Origin of the sequence: Flexivirga caeni (assembly GCF_003724155.1) — a bacterium.
In the GTDB taxonomy this organism is placed as follows: Bacteria; Actinomycetota; Actinomycetes; order Actinomycetales; family Dermatophilaceae; genus Flexivirga; species Flexivirga caeni.
The window spans coordinates 42,834-57,759 of record NZ_RJJQ01000008.1; the positions used below are offsets into that span (position 1 = coordinate 42,834).

General features: G+C 68.7%; 14 protein-coding genes. 3 read left to right on the forward strand and 11 right to left on the reverse strand.

Annotation, left to right across the window (positions count from 1 at the left end; translation table 11 throughout):
* Positions 1 to 16: 16 nt before the first annotated feature.
* Positions 17 to 1,300, reverse strand: a complete 1,284-nt coding sequence (locus tag EFY87_RS09280; protein ID WP_123271345.1) for a thymidine phosphorylase — start codon at positions 1,298 to 1,300, stop codon at positions 17 to 19.
* A 102-nt stretch (positions 1,301 to 1,402) separates the two neighbouring features.
* Between EFY87_RS09280 and EFY87_RS09285 the strand changes: the two genes are divergently transcribed.
* Together EFY87_RS09285 and EFY87_RS09290 are read left to right on the forward strand one after the other, a co-directional pair.
* Positions 1,403 to 1,729, forward strand: a complete 327-nt coding sequence (locus EFY87_RS09285) for a hypothetical protein (protein WP_123271208.1) — start codon at positions 1,403 to 1,405, stop codon at positions 1,727 to 1,729.
* Between the two features lie 98 nt (positions 1,730 to 1,827).
* Complete coding sequence (locus EFY87_RS09290) at positions 1,828 to 2,241, forward strand: hypothetical protein (protein ID WP_123271209.1); 414 nt, start codon at positions 1,828 to 1,830, stop codon at positions 2,239 to 2,241.
* Here EFY87_RS09290 and EFY87_RS09295 read toward each other — a convergent pair.
* From EFY87_RS09295 to EFY87_RS09320, 6 genes are all read right to left on the reverse strand, one after another.
* Entirely contained in the window at positions 2,238 to 2,651 is a 414-nt protein-coding gene (locus EFY87_RS09295) for a cytidine deaminase (RefSeq protein WP_123271210.1), read from the reverse strand. The genes EFY87_RS09290 and EFY87_RS09295 overlap by 4 nt on opposite strands.
* Before the next feature lie 8 nt (positions 2,652 to 2,659).
* A complete protein-coding gene (locus tag EFY87_RS09300) occupies positions 2,660 to 4,006 on the reverse strand; it encodes an ABC transporter permease (RefSeq protein WP_245988563.1) in 1,347 nt (448 codons plus the stop codon).
* Positions 4,003 to 5,274: an ABC transporter permease gene (locus EFY87_RS09305; protein WP_123271211.1), complete on the reverse strand. Its 1,272-nt coding sequence runs from the start codon at positions 5,272 to 5,274 to the stop codon at positions 4,003 to 4,005. Before EFY87_RS09305 ends, EFY87_RS09300 begins: the two co-directional genes overlap by 4 nt.
* A complete protein-coding gene (locus tag EFY87_RS09310; protein WP_123271212.1) occupies positions 5,271 to 6,791 on the reverse strand; it encodes an ABC transporter ATP-binding protein in 1,521 nt (506 codons plus the stop codon). Before EFY87_RS09310 ends, EFY87_RS09305 begins: the two co-directional genes overlap by 4 nt.
* An 82-nt stretch (positions 6,792 to 6,873) precedes the next feature.
* On the reverse strand, positions 6,874 to 8,001 hold the full coding sequence (locus EFY87_RS09315) for a BMP family lipoprotein (protein ID WP_245988564.1): 1,128 nt from the start codon (positions 7,999 to 8,001) through the stop codon (positions 6,874 to 6,876).
* 217 nt (positions 8,002 to 8,218) lie between these two features.
* Complete coding sequence (locus EFY87_RS09320) at positions 8,219 to 9,427, reverse strand: amidohydrolase (protein ID WP_123271213.1); 1,209 nt, start codon at positions 9,425 to 9,427, stop codon at positions 8,219 to 8,221.
* Between the two features lie 438 nt (positions 9,428 to 9,865).
* Here EFY87_RS09320 and EFY87_RS09325 point away from each other — a divergent pair, with 438 nt between their 5' ends.
* A complete protein-coding gene (locus tag EFY87_RS09325; RefSeq protein ID WP_123271214.1) occupies positions 9,866 to 10,978 on the forward strand; it encodes a hypothetical protein in 1,113 nt (370 codons plus the stop codon).
* A 63-nt stretch (positions 10,979 to 11,041) separates the two neighbouring features.
* Here the strand turns inward: EFY87_RS09325 and EFY87_RS09330 are convergent, their stop codons facing one another.
* The 4 genes from EFY87_RS09330 to EFY87_RS09345 are packed head-to-tail and all read right to left on the reverse strand — an operon-like array spanning position 11,042 to position 14,823.
* On the reverse strand, positions 11,042 to 12,094 hold the full coding sequence (locus tag EFY87_RS09330) for a quinone-dependent dihydroorotate dehydrogenase (protein ID WP_123271215.1): 1,053 nt from the start codon (positions 12,092 to 12,094) through the stop codon (positions 11,042 to 11,044).
* Between the two features lie 2 nt (positions 12,095 to 12,096).
* Positions 12,097 to 13,197, reverse strand: a complete 1,101-nt coding sequence (locus tag EFY87_RS09335) for a mannose-1-phosphate guanylyltransferase (protein ID WP_123271216.1) — start codon at positions 13,195 to 13,197, stop codon at positions 12,097 to 12,099.
* A 34-nt stretch (positions 13,198 to 13,231) separates the two neighbouring features.
* Positions 13,232 to 14,092 (reverse strand): universal stress protein, encoded by an 861-nt coding sequence (locus EFY87_RS09340; RefSeq protein ID WP_148043294.1) that lies wholly within the window; start codon positions 14,090 to 14,092, stop codon positions 13,232 to 13,234.
* Positions 14,089 to 14,823, reverse strand: coding sequence for a succinate dehydrogenase/fumarate reductase iron-sulfur subunit (locus tag EFY87_RS09345; protein ID WP_123271218.1), 735 nt, complete (start codon positions 14,821 to 14,823; stop codon positions 14,089 to 14,091). Before EFY87_RS09345 ends, EFY87_RS09340 begins: the two co-directional genes overlap by 4 nt.
* Positions 14,824 to 14,926: the final 103 nt, after the last annotated feature.

Sequence of the window (14,926 nt, forward strand, 5' to 3'; positions counted from 1 at the left end):
CCGGGACAGCGGGTGCTCAGGAGACCCGGTCGATCACCAACGGCACTGTCTCGTCGGCCGATTCACCGATCAACCACGCGTCCCGCAGCGACTCCTTCGCCCGGGCGAAGCGGTCCGGGGTGTCGGTGAGCAGGGTCAGCAGCGGCTGCCCCGCGGTCACGGCATCCCCCGGCTTGGCGTGTATGACGACCCCGGCGCCTGCCTGCACCGGATCCTCCTTGCGGGCCCGGCCCGCTCCGAGCCGCCACGACGCGACACCGACCGCGAGCGCGTCCAGGCGCTGCAGCACACCGCTGCTGTCCGCGGTGATCACCTCGCTGTCGGTCGCCACCGGCAGTGCGGCGTCGGGGTCACCGCCCTGTGCGGAGATCATCCTGCGCCATACATCCATCGCGCTGCCGTCCCGCAACGCCTCGGCGGGGTCGACATCGGATTTGCCTGCGGCGGCGAGCATTTCGCGGGCCAGCGCAACGGTCAGCTCAACCACGTCGGCCGGCCCGCCGCCGGCGAGCACATCGACCGACTCCTGCACCTCGATCGCATTGCCGACGGCCAGCCCGAGCGGCGTCGACATATCGGTCAGCAGCGCGACGGTCCGCACACCGGCGTCGGTGCCGAGATCGACCATGGTGCGCGCGAGTTCGCGCGCCTGCTCCGCGGTCTTCATGAAGGCGCCGCTGCCGACCTTCACGTCGAGCACCAGCGAGCCGGTGCCCTCGGCGATCTTCTTGCTCATGATCGAGCTCGCGATCAACGGGATCGACTCGACCGTGGCAGTCACGTCGCGCAGCGCGTAGAGCTTCTTGTCCGCGGGCGCCAGACCGGCACCGGCCGCACAGATCACCGCACCGATCTCGTCGAGCTGGCGCAGCATCGCCTCGTTCGTCAGCGACGCCTGCCACCCGGGGATGGACTCCAGCTTGTCGAGGGTGCCGCCGGTGTGGCCCAGTCCGCGGCCGGACAGCTGAGGCACGGCCACGCCGTACGCGGCGACGAGCGGAGCAAGGGGCAGGGTGATCTTGTCACCGACCCCCCCGGTCGAATGCTTGTCGGCGGTGGAGCGAGACAGCGAGCCGAAGTCCATCCGCTCGCCGGATACGATCATCGCCGTCGTCCAGTGTGCGATCTCCTCGCGGCTCATTCCGTTGAGGAAGATCGCCATCGCCAGCGCGGACATCTGCTCGTCGGCGACGGCACCTCGGGTGTAGGCGTCGATCACCCAGTCGATAGCGTCCTTGCGCAGGACTCGCTTGTCGCGCTTGGCGGCGATCACATCGACGGCATCGAAACTCTCGGTCATGTCGGTGATTCTCGCAGTCGCCGGGAACCGCTTGCGCGTCCGGTGCGTCCATTGCACCGGAAACCACATCCACACACCAGCTCGATCCCTCTGGAGGAACCCATGAAGCTCATCGCCCGCACCGCCGCAGCCGCCGTGCTGCTCAGCCTGCCCATGACCCTCGCCGCCTGTGGTGGCGGCGGCAGCAAGCCGTCCAAGGCAGACGCTGCCACCGGATACGCGAAGATCATGCAGTCCAAAGGGATCTCGAGTTCGGTCGCCAACAAGGTTGCGACCTGCACCCTGGACAAGACCTACGACAAGCTGAGCGCCAAGACCCTGAACGCGATGAAGAGCGGCAGCTCGAGCTCCAAGGGCGACGCCAAGGACGAGACGACGCTCAAGAACGCCACCACTACCTGCGCCACGGCCGCGGTCAAGGGCAGCTGACCCGCCCGCCGTACCTCGAAACGCCCCGATCGGTGTGCAACCGACCGGGGCGTTTCGACGTCCAAGAGCCGACACATCACCACCCGGGAGGACACCCCATGCGTTCGCTGCACTTCAAGCTGGCCGCTGCCGCCGGCCTGTTGCTCGCTCTGCCGCTCGGGCTCGCAGCCTGCAGTTCCGGCACGTCGCACAAGGCGGTGAGCTCACCCACGTCGTCGTCCGCCGCCGCCCCGAGCACGTCCCCCAGCACGGCATCCGGCGGTTACGCCAAGCCCAGCAAGGCCCAGGTCGCAGCCGGTATGACGAACTACTTCGTCGGCAAGGGCGTGCCGCGGTCCCTGGTTGGCAATGTGACCAATTGCGTTGCCGACAAAGGATATTCGCAATTCTCCGAGGCCACGCTGCTCGCCCTCAAGAACGGCAAGATCGAGCAGCTGAACCCGCTGGACGCCACCAAGCTGGCCAAGGTGACTACCAGCTGCCTGGCCGGCGGAGTGCCGACCGCCGGCTAACCACGTCCGACGTGCTCCAGATCGCCGGAGCCGAACGCCTGCGGCAGCACCTCCTGCATGGTGCGCACGCCGAGCGGGGTCAGCAGCAAGCACTCCGGACCGCCGTGCTCCCAGAGCAGCTGGCGGCACCGCCCGCACGGCATCAGCGCCTCGCCTTGCACGTTGACGCAGGACACCGCGACCAGCCGCCCGCCGCCGCCGCGCACCAGGTCGCTGACCATGCCGCACTCGGCGCACAGCGCCACGCCATACGCCGCATTTTCGACGTTACAGCCCGACACGACCCGGCCGTCGTCGACCAGGCCGGCCACGCCGACCGGGAACTTGCTGTAGGGCACGTAGGCGTGCCGCATCGCGCTGGCCGCCTCGGCAGTCAGCGCGTCCCAGTCGACACCGGCATCCGCACTCATCGGCTCACCTATCCCTTGACGTAGGGCTCACCGTCGGCGGCGGGTGCGCGCACCCGCCCGACCAGGCCGGCGACCGCGAAGATGGTGGCCAGGTAGGGCAGCATCTGCAGCAGGTTGGAGTCGATGTTGACCGGTGTGGCCAGCAACGACAGCGCGGTCTGCAGTGCGCTCGCGAAGCCGAAGAACAGCGCCGCACCGAGGGCGCCACGCGGCGTCCACCGGCCGAAGATCAGCGCCGCGAGCGCGATGAAGCCCTGGCCGGAGGTCATGTTCTTGTTGAACTGCCCGACTGACCCGATCGTGAGCGCCGCACCGGCCAGGCCGGCGATGCCACCGCCGATGATGACGTTCTGGTAGCGCAGCCGCAGCACATTGATGCCGACTGTGTCGGCCGCCTTCGGATGCTCGCCGACCGCGCGCGTGCGCAGGCCCCACCGCGACCGCACCAGCATCACGTCGATGACGATCACGATGACGTACATCAGGTAGGTGATGATCGTCTGGTCGAACAGCAGGGAGCCGACGACGGGTATGTCGCCCAGCACCGGGATCTTGATCGGGTTGAACACGCTCGGCTGGTTGGTGCCGCCGCCGTTGTTGGCCATGATCGCGTCGAAGAGATAGCCGGTCAGGCCGAGCGCGAACGCGTTGATGACCACGCCGAGGATGACCTGGTTGACCATGAACTTGATCGCGAAGACCGCGAGCAGCGCACCGACGAGCGCACCGATCACCACTGCGGCGAGCAGGCCCACCCAGTTGCTGGCGATGGTGCCGAAGAGCGCCCCGGCGAAGGCACCGAAGAGCATCTGCCCCTCGATCGCCACGTTGATGACGCCGGTCTTCTCGCACATCACACCGGCCATCGCGCCGAGGATCAGCGGTGTCGCCAGGAAGAGCGTCTGCTGCAGCAGCGACCCCACCTGAATCGGCTGCTTGCCTTCGGTGCCGGCCCAGGTCAGGAAGCCGAGCAGGAAGAGCACGGCGACACCGATGCCGACCCACCGCATCGTGCGCTTGCCGAAGCCCCGGGCGAGTTGCGCGATGCCGAGCAGCACGATCAGCACACCGCAGATCACGATCACCGTGACACCGGGAAGCGAGAACTTCGGCACCGAGACGCCCGGGTTGGCGCCGTTGAGGTCGAAGCGCGTCGAGTGCGAGCCGGCGGAGGCTGCCAGCGCAAGCGCAACGATCAGGCCGATGACGATGATCGCGACGCCGATGCCGATGCGGCGCCGGGTCGACATACGCACCTCGACCAGGTGCTGGGTAACGACCTCGCCCGGTGACACCTCGACGGTGTCGACCGAGGACTCCACGATCGCGTCGCTCTTGCCGAGTTCGGGACTCATCCGTTCCATCCCTTCGCGAGCACGGCCGAGCCAGCGGATTTACTGCGCCGGAGCCGGAAGATCAGCCGGATCAGGCCCGGCGCCGCGATGAAGATCACCACAAGGGCCTGCAGGACCTGCACCAGGTCGGGCGGTGTCTGGGTCGCGACCTGGAGCTGGCCGCTGCCCGCGGACAGCGCCCCGAAGAGCAGGCCTGCCGCGAACGTGCCCCACGCGGTGCCGCGCCCGAGCAACGCGACGGTGATGGCGGTGAAGCCGACCCCGCCGTCGACGCTGGCGGTGACCTGGTAGTTGTTCGCCGTGCCGAGGATCTGCGAGACGCCGGCCAGGCCGCACAGCGCGCCCACCACGATCATCACACCGATGTAGGTCGAGGCGACGCTCATGCCTGCGGTGCGTGCCGCGTCCTGGTTGGCGCCGACCGCACGCACCCGGAAACCGAAGGTGCCGTATTTCAGCAGCCACCACACGAAGACCGTGGCGGCGATCGCCAGGATGAACGAGAAGTTGACCCGCAGGTCGGAGCCCATCAGGTGCCAGAACTGTGCGTTGCCGGCGACCGTGCGCGACTGCGCTTGGTTGTATGGCGGCGCCTGGAACCATCTCTCGGTGAGCAGCCAGTTGACGAAGAACACCGCAATGTAGTTGAGCATGATCGTCGTGATCACTTCGTGCGCGCCGGTTTTCGCCTTCAGCAGGCCGGCCACCGCCGCCCAGATCGCGCCACCGACGATGCCGCCGACGATCGCCACGATGATGTGGATGCCGGCCGGCAGGTGCCACGCGAAGCCGATGTAGCCGGCGAGTGCCGCGGACATCAGGATCTGGCCCTGCGCGCCGATGTTGAACAGTCCGGCCCGGAACGCCAGCGTCACCGACAGGCCGGCCAGGATCAGCGGAGTGGCGTAGACCAGCGTCTCGGAGATCGGCGACAACGCCTGCGGGGCATTCGGGTTGTAGATCGCACCCTGGAACAGCGCGATGTAGGCGTCCTTGACCGCGTCCCATGCCGCCGAGATGGTGTCCATGGGAGCGGCGGTGAAATAGCCCGCCGCTTCGCGGGTCGCGCTGTCGGAGGCGATGATCAGGATCGCGCCGACGATCATCGCGCAGATCACCGCAAGCACCGTGACCACGGCGGGGTGGTCGCTGCGCAGGATGTCGCCGATGGTGTCGCGCGTCTTCTGACCGCCGGCCTCCTGCTCGGCGACCAGCACGTCACCGCGCTCCGGTGGCGCGGGCTGCTGCTCCGGACCTTCGTCGGTCATGACGCCTCCTTCGCGTCGGTGGCGGTCTGTCCCGCCATCAGCAGACCGAACTCCTCGGCCGATGCGGTCGGCGGCAACTCGCCGATGATCTTGCCGGCATACATCACACCGACGCGGTCGGCGAGGCCGATGACCTCGTCGAGTTCGGTGCTCACCAGCAGCACCGCGGTGCCTCTGTCGCGTTCGGCGACGATGCGCTTGTGGACGAACTCCTGCGACCCGACGTCGACACCGCGGGTCGGCTGGGAGATCACCAGCAGCTTCAGCGGGCGGCTCATCTCCCGCGCGAGCACGACCTTTTGCTGGTTGCCGCCGGAGAGCGTGGAGGCTGCCGCTTCGGCGCTCTGGGTGCGCACGTCGAACTCCTCGACCCGCTCGGTGGCGTTCTTGGTGATCTCCTGCAGGTTCAGCGAGACCGCGTTGCCGAAGGGCGCCTCGTCATACGTGTCGAGGACGAGGTTCTCAGCGATGCTGAAACTGCCGATGAGACCGTCATGCATGCGGTCCTCGGGGACGTAGCCGACCCCGCGGCCGAGAATCTCGTCGGTGCTGGTGTCGGTGATGTCCCGCCCGTCCAGCGAGATGGTGCCCGAGGTCGGCTCGACGAGCCCGACGACCGCCTCGGTGAGCTCGGACTGGCCGTTGCCCTGCACCCCGGCCACGGCGTAGATCTCACCGGCCCGCACCTGCAAGGAGACGTCGTCGACCAGCACCTGCCCGGTGGGCGAGATGACGTGCAGGCCCTCGATGCCGAGCATGACGTCGCCCGGGTCAGCGGGCGCCTTGTCGACCTGCAACTGCACCGGCCGGCCGACCATCAGGGCCGCGAGTTCGGCCGGTGTCGCGGACGGATCGGCCTGGCCCACGACCTTTCCCCTGCGGATGACGGTGATGGTGTCCGCGATGGCACGGACTTCGCGAAGCTTGTGCGAGATGAACACGATCGACGTGCCGTCCGCCTTCAGCGACCGCATGACGTCCATCAGATGGTCAGTCTCCTGCGGGGTCAGCACGGCGGTCGGCTCGTCCAGGATCAGCACCTTGGCGTGCCGGGCAAGCGCCTTGAGGATCTCCACCCGCTGCTGGATACCGACCGGGAGGTCCTCCACGAGGACGTCGGGATTGACCTCCAGGTGGTAGTCCTTCGACAGCCTGCGCACCACCTCACGCGCCTTGCGCTGGTCGAGCATGCCGGCCGACTTGGTGTATTCGTCGCCGAGCATGACGTTCTCGGCCACCGTCAGCACGGGCACCAGCATGAAGTGCTGGTGGACCATGCCGATGCCGGCGCGCATCGCATCGCCCGGGCCGTCGAACTTCTGCGGCTCGCCGTCGACGATGATCTCGCCCGCGGTCGGCTCGTAGAGGCCGTAGAGCACGTTCATCAGCGTCGACTTGCCGGCGCCGTTCTCACCGAGCAGCGCATGGATCTGCCCGGGTTCGACCACCAGGTCGATGTGATCGTTGGCCGTGAACGAGCCGAATTGCTTGGTGATGCCACGCAGTTCGAGCTTCACGCAGAGACTCCCTACCTTCGTGCTGACAGGTTCGGGGTGGGCGGCCGCTGCGCGCGCCGCCCACCCCGTCGATCGCCTGTGCCTACTTCGGCTGGCTCGGCGAGGTGATGGTGATCTTGCCGGAGATGATGTCCGCCTTCACCGTCGCGAGCTCCTTCTGCAGCACGCTCGGGACCTTCGAGGCGAAGTCGTGGAACGGCGCCAGGCCGACTCCGTTGTTCTGCAGCGTGCCGATGTAGTTGCCCGTCGGGAACGCGCCGGCCGACGCAGCCTTCAGGTAGGTTTCGACACCGCCGGCGAGGTTCTTGGTCGCGCTGGAGATGAAGTACTTGCAGTAGTTCGCCGCGCTCTCGCAGCCGTCGGTGTCCACCCAGATCAGGTTGAGCTTGCCACCGGAGGCAGCAGCGGCCGCGCCGGCGCCGAGACCGGAGGCGCCCGCGACCGGGAAGACGATGTCGGCGCCCTGGCTGGCCATCGCCTGGGTGATCGACTTGCCCTTGTTCTGGTCGGTGAACGAACCGGAGAAGGTGCCGCCCTTCTGGTTCTTCTCGTTCCAGCCGAGGACCTTGACGCTCTTGGAGTGCTGCTTGTTGTAGTACTGCACGCCCTCCCAGAAGCCGTCCATGTAGATCGTCACCGGCGGAATGGCCAAACCGCCCCAGGTGCCGACCGTGCCGGTCTTCGTCATACCGGCGGCGAGGTAGCCGGCCAGGAAGGCGCCCTGCGCGGTGTTGTATTCGATGCCGTAGATGTTGCTGGCGTTCTGGTTGCCGTTGTCGATCTCGGCGAAGTGGACCTTCGGGTTGGCGGCGGCGACCTTCTTGAGGGCGTCGCCCATCAGCCCGCCGACCGCGATGACGGGGTCACACCCGCTCTGCGCGAACTTGGTGAGGTTCGGGGTGTAGTCGCTGCCGGAGTTGGACGGGACGTACTTGATCGAGACGTTCGGGTTGGCCTGGTGGGCGGCCTGCATGCCGGCCCAGGAGTTCTCGTTGAACGACTTGTCGTCCACGCCGCCGGTGTCGAGCACCATGCAGGCGTTCAGCTTCTTGCCGGTTGCCTTGGCGGTCGTGCCGCCGGTCGAGCCCGCAGACTTCGTGCTGCCGCCGGCTGCGCTGGTCGAGCTGTTCTTGGCTGGCTTGCTGCCGCAGCCGGCCAGGGCCATGGCTGCGATGGCCGAGACGGCCGCAATCTTCATCACCGAACGCACGGTGTCTCCTTTGGTTGTGCAACTACGTTGTGTCGGGTTTGAGAAGGCTCCGCGGGGTGCGGGTGCTCAGGGTATGCCGGAGGGGTGACACCTGTCTCCCGGATCCAGCGCAAGTGGGCAGCTTATCGTCGCCGGCGGCGACGCGCCCACCGATCACCGCGATGGGACCGAACCGTTACTTCCCGGCCGGGCGGACGGCGTTCGGAACGGGACGGATTCAGGCTCCGTCGAGCGCTGCGACGGCCAGCAGCCGGGCCGCGATGCCGATGGCGGACTCGTCGACGACCAGGTCCCCCTGGTGCAACTCGTAGGTCGCACCACCGGGGGTGCGGGTGCCGAGCCGGGCAAGCGCGCCGGGCGTTGACTGCAGCAGCCAGGAGAAGTCCTCGCCGCCGAGCGACTGCCGGGTGGGCACCACGGCCTGGTCGCCCTCGGTGGCACGGACCGCCCGGTCCAGTGCGGCGACCGCCGCTGCGTCGTTGACGACCGGCGGCACTCCGCGGACGTGGTCGACCTTCGCCACCACCTGGTATGGCGCCACGACGTCCCGCACCGCCTGCTCGACCAGCCCGTCGATGCGGCGCCATTCGTCGGCGTCCAGGATGCGCAGCGTGCCCAGGGCGTGACCGGTCGCCGGGATGACGTTCGCGGCGTGACCCGCGTCGACCTGTCCCCAGACCAGCGAGGCTCCCGACCGTGGATCGAGTCGCCGGCTGAGCACCGACGGCACCTCGGTGAGAACCTTCGCGAGCGCGAAGGTCAGATCGGCCGTGAGGTGGGGGCGCGAGGTGTGGCCACCCGGGCCGGTGAGGGTGACGTCCACCGCGTCGCAGGCCGCGGTGATCGGACCGACGGTCAGGCCGACGGTGCCGGCGTCGATGCTGGGGTCGCAGTGGACGGCGAACGCCCGGTCGACGCCGTCCATCGCGCCGAACTCGAGCACGTCGTGTGCGCCGCCCGGGACGACCTCCTCGGCCGGCTGGAAGATGCAGCGCACGGCGAGGCCGCGTGCGATCAGCTCGGCTTCGACTGACTTCAGCGCCAGCGCGGCCCCGAGGACGGCAACGGTGTGCACGTCGTGCCCGCACGCGTGGCAGACGCCGTCGACGGTCGAGCTGAACGGCAGGCCACTGCGCTCCGGCACCGGCAGCGCGTCGAGGTCGGCGCGCAGCGCGACGCGCTGGGTGGGCTCGGACGCCCCGATGTCGACGATCAAGCCGGTCCTGGGCAGGGGAGTGAGCGCCATGCCGGCTGCCGTGAGCGTGTCCGCGAGGAAGGAGGTGGTGCGCGTCTCCTGGTAGGACAGCTCCGGATGCGCGTGCAGGTCGCGGCGCCAGGCGATCAGTTGCGGGAGCAGCCGGTCGACCTCGGCGAGGACCGCAGCGGTCGCGTGTTCGGTGGTGCGGGTCTGGGCAAGTTCACTCACAAGTCATTGATGCTACGACCGGTGCCTTCGGCGGCTGCGACCAGCACCAGGAAGGGCTCGAATCCGCGGTCGGACTACGCCGCGCGCGCGGCGAAGATCTCGGCCGCGGTCTCGCGCACGTCGTGCTGCAGGGCGTCCGCTCCGGTCCGCCTCCGCTGGTCCCTCAGCTCGCGAGCACGCACACCAGCGTGATGAGCACGAGCAGCCCGAACACGACCGGGATGAACAGCTCCCGGATCCGCTTGGCCCGACGCAACACCCGCCCAGGCTACCGGCCACCCTCCCCGATCGAGCGGCACACAAACGCATCGAGCGGCACAGAAAAATCCGCAAATTGCTGTGCCGGTCAATGCGTTTGTGTGCCGGTCAATATGGGCCCGATGGAGGCTGTGGATAACTTCTGCGCGGATTGCGTGTGCTGCGGCAGGCTGCTGCGCCATGACCTCTGCGCACGCCTTCACACCTGATCCGGTCCGTGCCCACGGACCGGAGAATCTCGCGGATGCGCGCCGAGCGCACCTTGCCTCCTGTGCCGAGACAGTGCGCCGAGTCCATGACCTCTTCGTGCCGACCGCTGCCGACCGGCTGGCATTGATCACCAGCAACGGATCAGTGTCCAGCGACATGTGGTCGCGGTTTCGACGCGGCGCCTTCGCCGCCTGCGACCTCAGGACGTTGAACGATCGCGATCGACGCATCCTGATGGCGCTCGCGGTACAGCACGCCGCGCGCACTCCGCTCACTTTCTCGCACAGCACGGCGGATGCGATCCTGGACCTTCCAGCGATCGGAAACGCCACCGAACTGGTCGAGTTCGCGACAGCTCCCGACATACGCGGACGATCACCGCAGTCCCGAAGACGCCGGACCTCACTCGCGCCGGAGCACATCGAGGTCGAAGGGTTACGGGTGACGACCTTCGACCGCACGGTGATCGACCGGGCACGATCGGCGTCGCTGGAGTCGGCGATCGCGGCAGCCGACGCCGCACTGCGTCTCGGCGTGGTCGAGCAGTCCGCACTTCTCTCCCAGGCCCGGGCGCTGCCCAAGCGATCGCGTGGCTGCAAGATGGCCGAACTAGCCATGTGCCTCTCCGACGCTCGCGCCGAGTCGCCGCTGGAGTCCTTGAGCCGCACGCGCATCTTCCAGCTCGGGCTGCCGATGCCCGAGTTGCAGGTCGAGTTCTTCGATGCGTCCGGCTTCATCGGGCGGGTCGACTTCTACTGGCGGCAACTCGGCATCGTGGGCGAGGCGGACGGGCGGATGAAGTTTCACGTCGCGGACGGCCTGACCGGAGACGCGGCGGAGGAGGCAGTATGGCGCGCCAAGCGCCGCGACGACCGGTTGCGCCGGCACCCCGACATACGCGATGTCGGGCACTGGGACTGGGGAGAGGCGCTGAACCCGCACCGGTTCGCGACGGTCATGGCGGGGCTCGGCGTCCGCCCGGAGCCATTCCGACCTGGGCAGAACGGCGGCTGGGCCCTCCCGGACGGACCCCTTCCCCGCAAGTCGATGCACACCTCCGTGATTGAGCGGTACACACACTGAACGAGCGGCCCAGAAATACGGCCGGATCTACTGTGCCGGTCGATGCGTTTGTGTGCCGCTCGATCAGGAGGCCAGGGCGCGGTTGAGCTCGGCGACGAGGGCGGGGCCGCGGTAGATGAAGCCCGTGTAGACCTGCACCAGCGAGGCGCCGGCGTCGACGAGCGCCCGGCCGTCGTCGGCGGTCATGATGCCGCCGACACCGATGACGGGCAGACCGCCGGTCGAGGCGATCCGGGTGACGACATACCGGGCGCGACGGGTGAGCGGGGCGCCGCTCAGGCCGCCGGCTTCCGCGGCAAGCGGCAGGTCGGTGCCGGCCAGCCCGTCCCGCGAGAGCGTGGTGTTGGTCGCGATCACGCCACTGGCTCCGGCCGCCTGCGCGACTTCCAGCACGTCGTCGATCGCGCCATCGGTCAGGTCGGGCGCGATCTTGACGAAGATCGGCGTCCCCGACCGCTCCCCCGCGGCCCGCACCAGGTGCGTGAGCAGCTCCGCGAGCGGCCCCTTGTCCTGCAGCGAGCGCAGCCCGGGCGTGTTGGGACTCGACACATTGACGGCGAAGTAGTCGGCGCACCCGTCGAGCACCGCGAGGCTGGCCAGGTAGTCCTCGATCGCGTCCTCGACCGGCGTGACCTTGGTCTTGCCGATGCTCACCCCGATGGGTATGCCGACCGGGCCTGCCGCACGCAGGCGCTCCGCCAGCGCCTGCGCACCGGAGTTGTTGAAGCCCATCCGGTTGATGATCGCGTGGCTGTCGCGCAACCGGAACAGGCGCGGCTGCGGGTTGCCGGGCTGCGCATGTGCCGTGACCGTGCCGAGCTCGATGTGCCCGAAACCCAAGTATTCCCAGGTCTTGACGCCGACGCCGTCCTTGTCGACCCCGGCCGCGAGGCCGACGCGCCCCGGAAAATGCAGCCCCGCCAGCTCGACCGGAGTGGCCGGTCGAGGCACCCCCAGCTCCAGCGCCCGTATGACGCTGGGATGCTCCCCGATCCACTGCATCTGCCGCAGCGTCCGGTGATGCGCGGCCTCGGCGTCGCCGCCGCCGACGCGGAACAGCAACGGCCGCACCGCATTCCGGTAGCCGGCGTCGAGCGCGCGCACCCGCACGGACATGGTCAGGTCAGCTCGGCCCGGCCGCCGGACTTGAGCCGCTCGACGACGCTCTTGACGTCCTGCGCGCGGGCCCGGGTGGTGACCAGCAGCGCATCCGGCGTGTCCACGACGATGATGTCCCGCACCCCGAGGGTCACGACCACCCGGCCGGACCGCGGCGCGATGACCCCGCTGGTGTCCTCGGCGACGACGTCCGCCGCGTTGCCCAGGACCTTCACGCCGTCCTCGCTGTCGGCGAGCAGCGCGCCGAGAGAGTCGAAGTCGCCGACGTCGTCCCAGTCGAACTCGCCCGGGATGACAGCCACCCGGCCGTCGACCGCGGCAGGTTCGGCGAGCGCCTTGTCGATCGAGATCTCCCGCAGCCGCGGCCACAGCTCGGTCAGCCGCAGCGGGTTGTTCGCGATCGAGCGCAGATCGCTGGCCAGACCTGGCTGGTAGTGGTCGAGCATGTCCAGCAGCACGGTCGCCCGGAAGACGAACATGCCTGCGTTCCAGCGGTATTGGCCACTATCCAGATAGCTGCGCGCAGTCGCCGCGTCCGGCTTCTCGACGAACGACTCCACCCCGCGCGCGTGCGGCGCACCGTCGACGGCGAGCGGGTCACCCAGCTTGATGTAGCCGAATCCCGTTGCCGGACCTGTGGGTTCGATGCCGATGGTGACCAGCCGCCCGGTGCGCGCGACCGCGACCGCCTCCCGCACACTACGCCGGAACAACTCGTCGTCACGGATGACGTGATCGGCGGCGAACGACCCGACGACGGCGTCGTGGTCCTTCTGCTCCAGGATGGCCGCGGCCAGCCCGATGGCCGGCATCGACTCGCGCGGCGACGGCTCCACCAGCAGCGCATCGATGCCGAGATCGGGCAGCTGCTGGCGCACCTCGGGCGCATGCCGCAGGCCGGTCGCGATCAGCAGCCGGTCCTCCGACAGCGGCGCCAGCCGGTCGACCGTTCCCTGCAACAGCGACCACCCCGAGCCGGTGAGGTCGTGCAGGAACTTGGGTGAACCGGAGCGCGACAGCGGCCACAGCCGCGTGCCCGAACCCCCGGCAGGGATGACCGTCCAGAACCCCTCGATGGGACCGCTTTCCTGCGTCGACATGGGGCTGAGGCTAATGCACCCGCTCGGCGGGCGTTCAGCGCACCACGGCGATCGGGCAGCGCGCTCCGCCGAGCACCGCGTGGCTCACCGAACCGAGCAGCAGGCCGGCGAAACCGCCGTGCCCACGGGTCCCGGTCACCAGGAGCGAGGCGTCGTGCGCTTGCGCGAGCATTTCGCGGGCTGCCAACCCTTCGCAGGCGACCTCGGACACCACCAGCTGCGGGTGTCGCTGCAGCGCTCGTTGCCCGGCCAGGCGCGCGACGTGGGCGGCATCGGCGGTGAGCTGCGTGCGCAGGTCGGTGACCGTGGTCAGGGCTGCCGCGGCTTCGGTGGTGTCGAACCACACGGTGACAATGCGCAGCTCCCGCCCGGCTCGCGCGGCCTGGTCTGCCGCGAAATCGACTGCGCGCGTGGCGATCTCGGAGCCGTCATACCCGACAACGACGGGGCCCTCTCCGGCGTCAGGCCCGAGGTCGCCGCGCACGACGACCACCGGGCAGGCCGCGTGCGCGCTCACCGCGTAGGCGACCGAGCCGATCAGCGCCGACGCGAGCGGCCGGTGCCCGCGGCTGCCGGTCACCAGCAGGCCGGCTGACCCGGACTGGTCGACGAGTATGGCGGCCGGCTCACCCATGAAACCAGCGGCCGAGACGTCCGTGGCGCCATACTCGCGCGCCGCCGCGGCACCCTCCTGCGCCAGCTTCTCCGCCTCCTGCGGCACCCCTTCGTTCAGCGAATCGGGGTAGGGCAGGGCGACGAACGTCACCGGCGGTATGACGGACACGACCCGCAGCGGCGCCGACCGCCGCCCCGCCTCCTGCGCGGCCCAGCGCACGGCGTTGCCGGAGTCCTCGCTGCCGTCATACGCGACAACGACGGTGGCGGGACTCGTCACCGCTTGGCCTTCATGAAGTCCCGGTTGAGCTGGTTGATGACGTCCAGCGGGATGCCCTTGGGGCACGCGGCCGCGCACTCGCCGAGGTTCTGGCAGCCGCCGAAGTCCTCGGCGTCGTGCTGGTTCAGCATCTTCACGACGCGCGAGTCACGCTCGGCCTGGCCTTGCGGCAACTCGCCCAGGTGGGTGATCTTGGCACCCAGGAAGAGCATTCCCGAGGCGTTCGGGCAGGCGGCCACACAGGCACCGCAGCCGATGCAGGTTGCGGCGTCGAAGGCGCGGTCGGCCTTGTGCTTCTGCACCTGGATGTTGTTCGCCTCGACGGCGGCTCCGGTGTTGACCGAGATGTAGCCGCCGGCCTGGATGACACGGTCGAACGCCGAACGGTCGACGATCAGGTCGCGCACCAGCGGGAACGCCTCGGCGCGCCACGGCTCGATGGTGATCACGTCACCATCGCTGAACGAGCGCATGTGCAGCTGACAGGTTGTGGTGACCTCCGGGCCGTGCGCCTGCCCGTTGATCATCAGCGAGCACATGCCACAAATGCCTTCGCGACAGTCAGAATCGAAGGCGACCGGCTCCTCGCCCTTGCCGATCAGCTCCTCGTTGAGCACGTCCAGCATCTCCAGGAACGACATGTCCTCGGAGATGCCCTCGACCGGATAGGTCACCAGTTGTCCAGCGGCGTCAGGTCCGGCCTGCCGCCAGATCTTCAGAGTGAGTTTCATCAGCTTCCTTGCGAAATTTCGGGGTGGAGGCGGGGCCCCCGCGAAGTATCGGAGCGAGGCAACGGGGTCCCCGCGAAGTATTCGGGGGAGCGAAGCGGAGGAG

Bases quoted from the DNA above. Each gene is read 5' to 3' on its own strand.
- EFY87_RS09280 (WP_123271345.1), bottom strand. From the start codon at position 1,300: ATGACCGAGAGTTTCGATGCCGTCGATGTGATCGCCGCCAAGCGCGAC.
- EFY87_RS09300 (WP_245988563.1), bottom strand. From the start codon at position 4,006: ATGAGTCCCGAACTCGGCAAGAGCGACGCGATCGTGGAGTCCTCGGTC.
- EFY87_RS09325 (WP_123271214.1), top strand. From the start codon at position 9,866: ATGACCTCTGCGCACGCCTTCACACCTGATCCGGTCCGTGCCCACGGA.
- EFY87_RS09345 (WP_123271218.1), bottom strand. From the start codon at position 14,823: ATGAAACTCACTCTGAAGATCTGGCGGCAGGCCGGACCTGACGCCGCT.
- EFY87_RS09290 (WP_123271209.1), top strand. From the start codon at position 1,828: ATGCGTTCGCTGCACTTCAAGCTGGCCGCTGCCGCCGGCCTGTTGCTC.
- EFY87_RS09295 (WP_123271210.1), bottom strand. From the start codon at position 2,651: ATGAGTGCGGATGCCGGTGTCGACTGGGACGCGCTGACTGCCGAGGCG.
- EFY87_RS09335 (WP_123271216.1), bottom strand. From the start codon at position 13,197: ATGTCGACGCAGGAAAGCGGTCCCATCGAGGGGTTCTGGACGGTCATC.
- EFY87_RS09285 (WP_123271208.1), top strand. From the start codon at position 1,403: ATGAAGCTCATCGCCCGCACCGCCGCAGCCGCCGTGCTGCTCAGCCTG.
- EFY87_RS09305 (WP_123271211.1), bottom strand. From the start codon at position 5,274: ATGACCGACGAAGGTCCGGAGCAGCAGCCCGCGCCACCGGAGCGCGGT.
- EFY87_RS09330 (WP_123271215.1), bottom strand. From the start codon at position 12,094: ATGTCCGTGCGGGTGCGCGCGCTCGACGCCGGCTACCGGAATGCGGTG.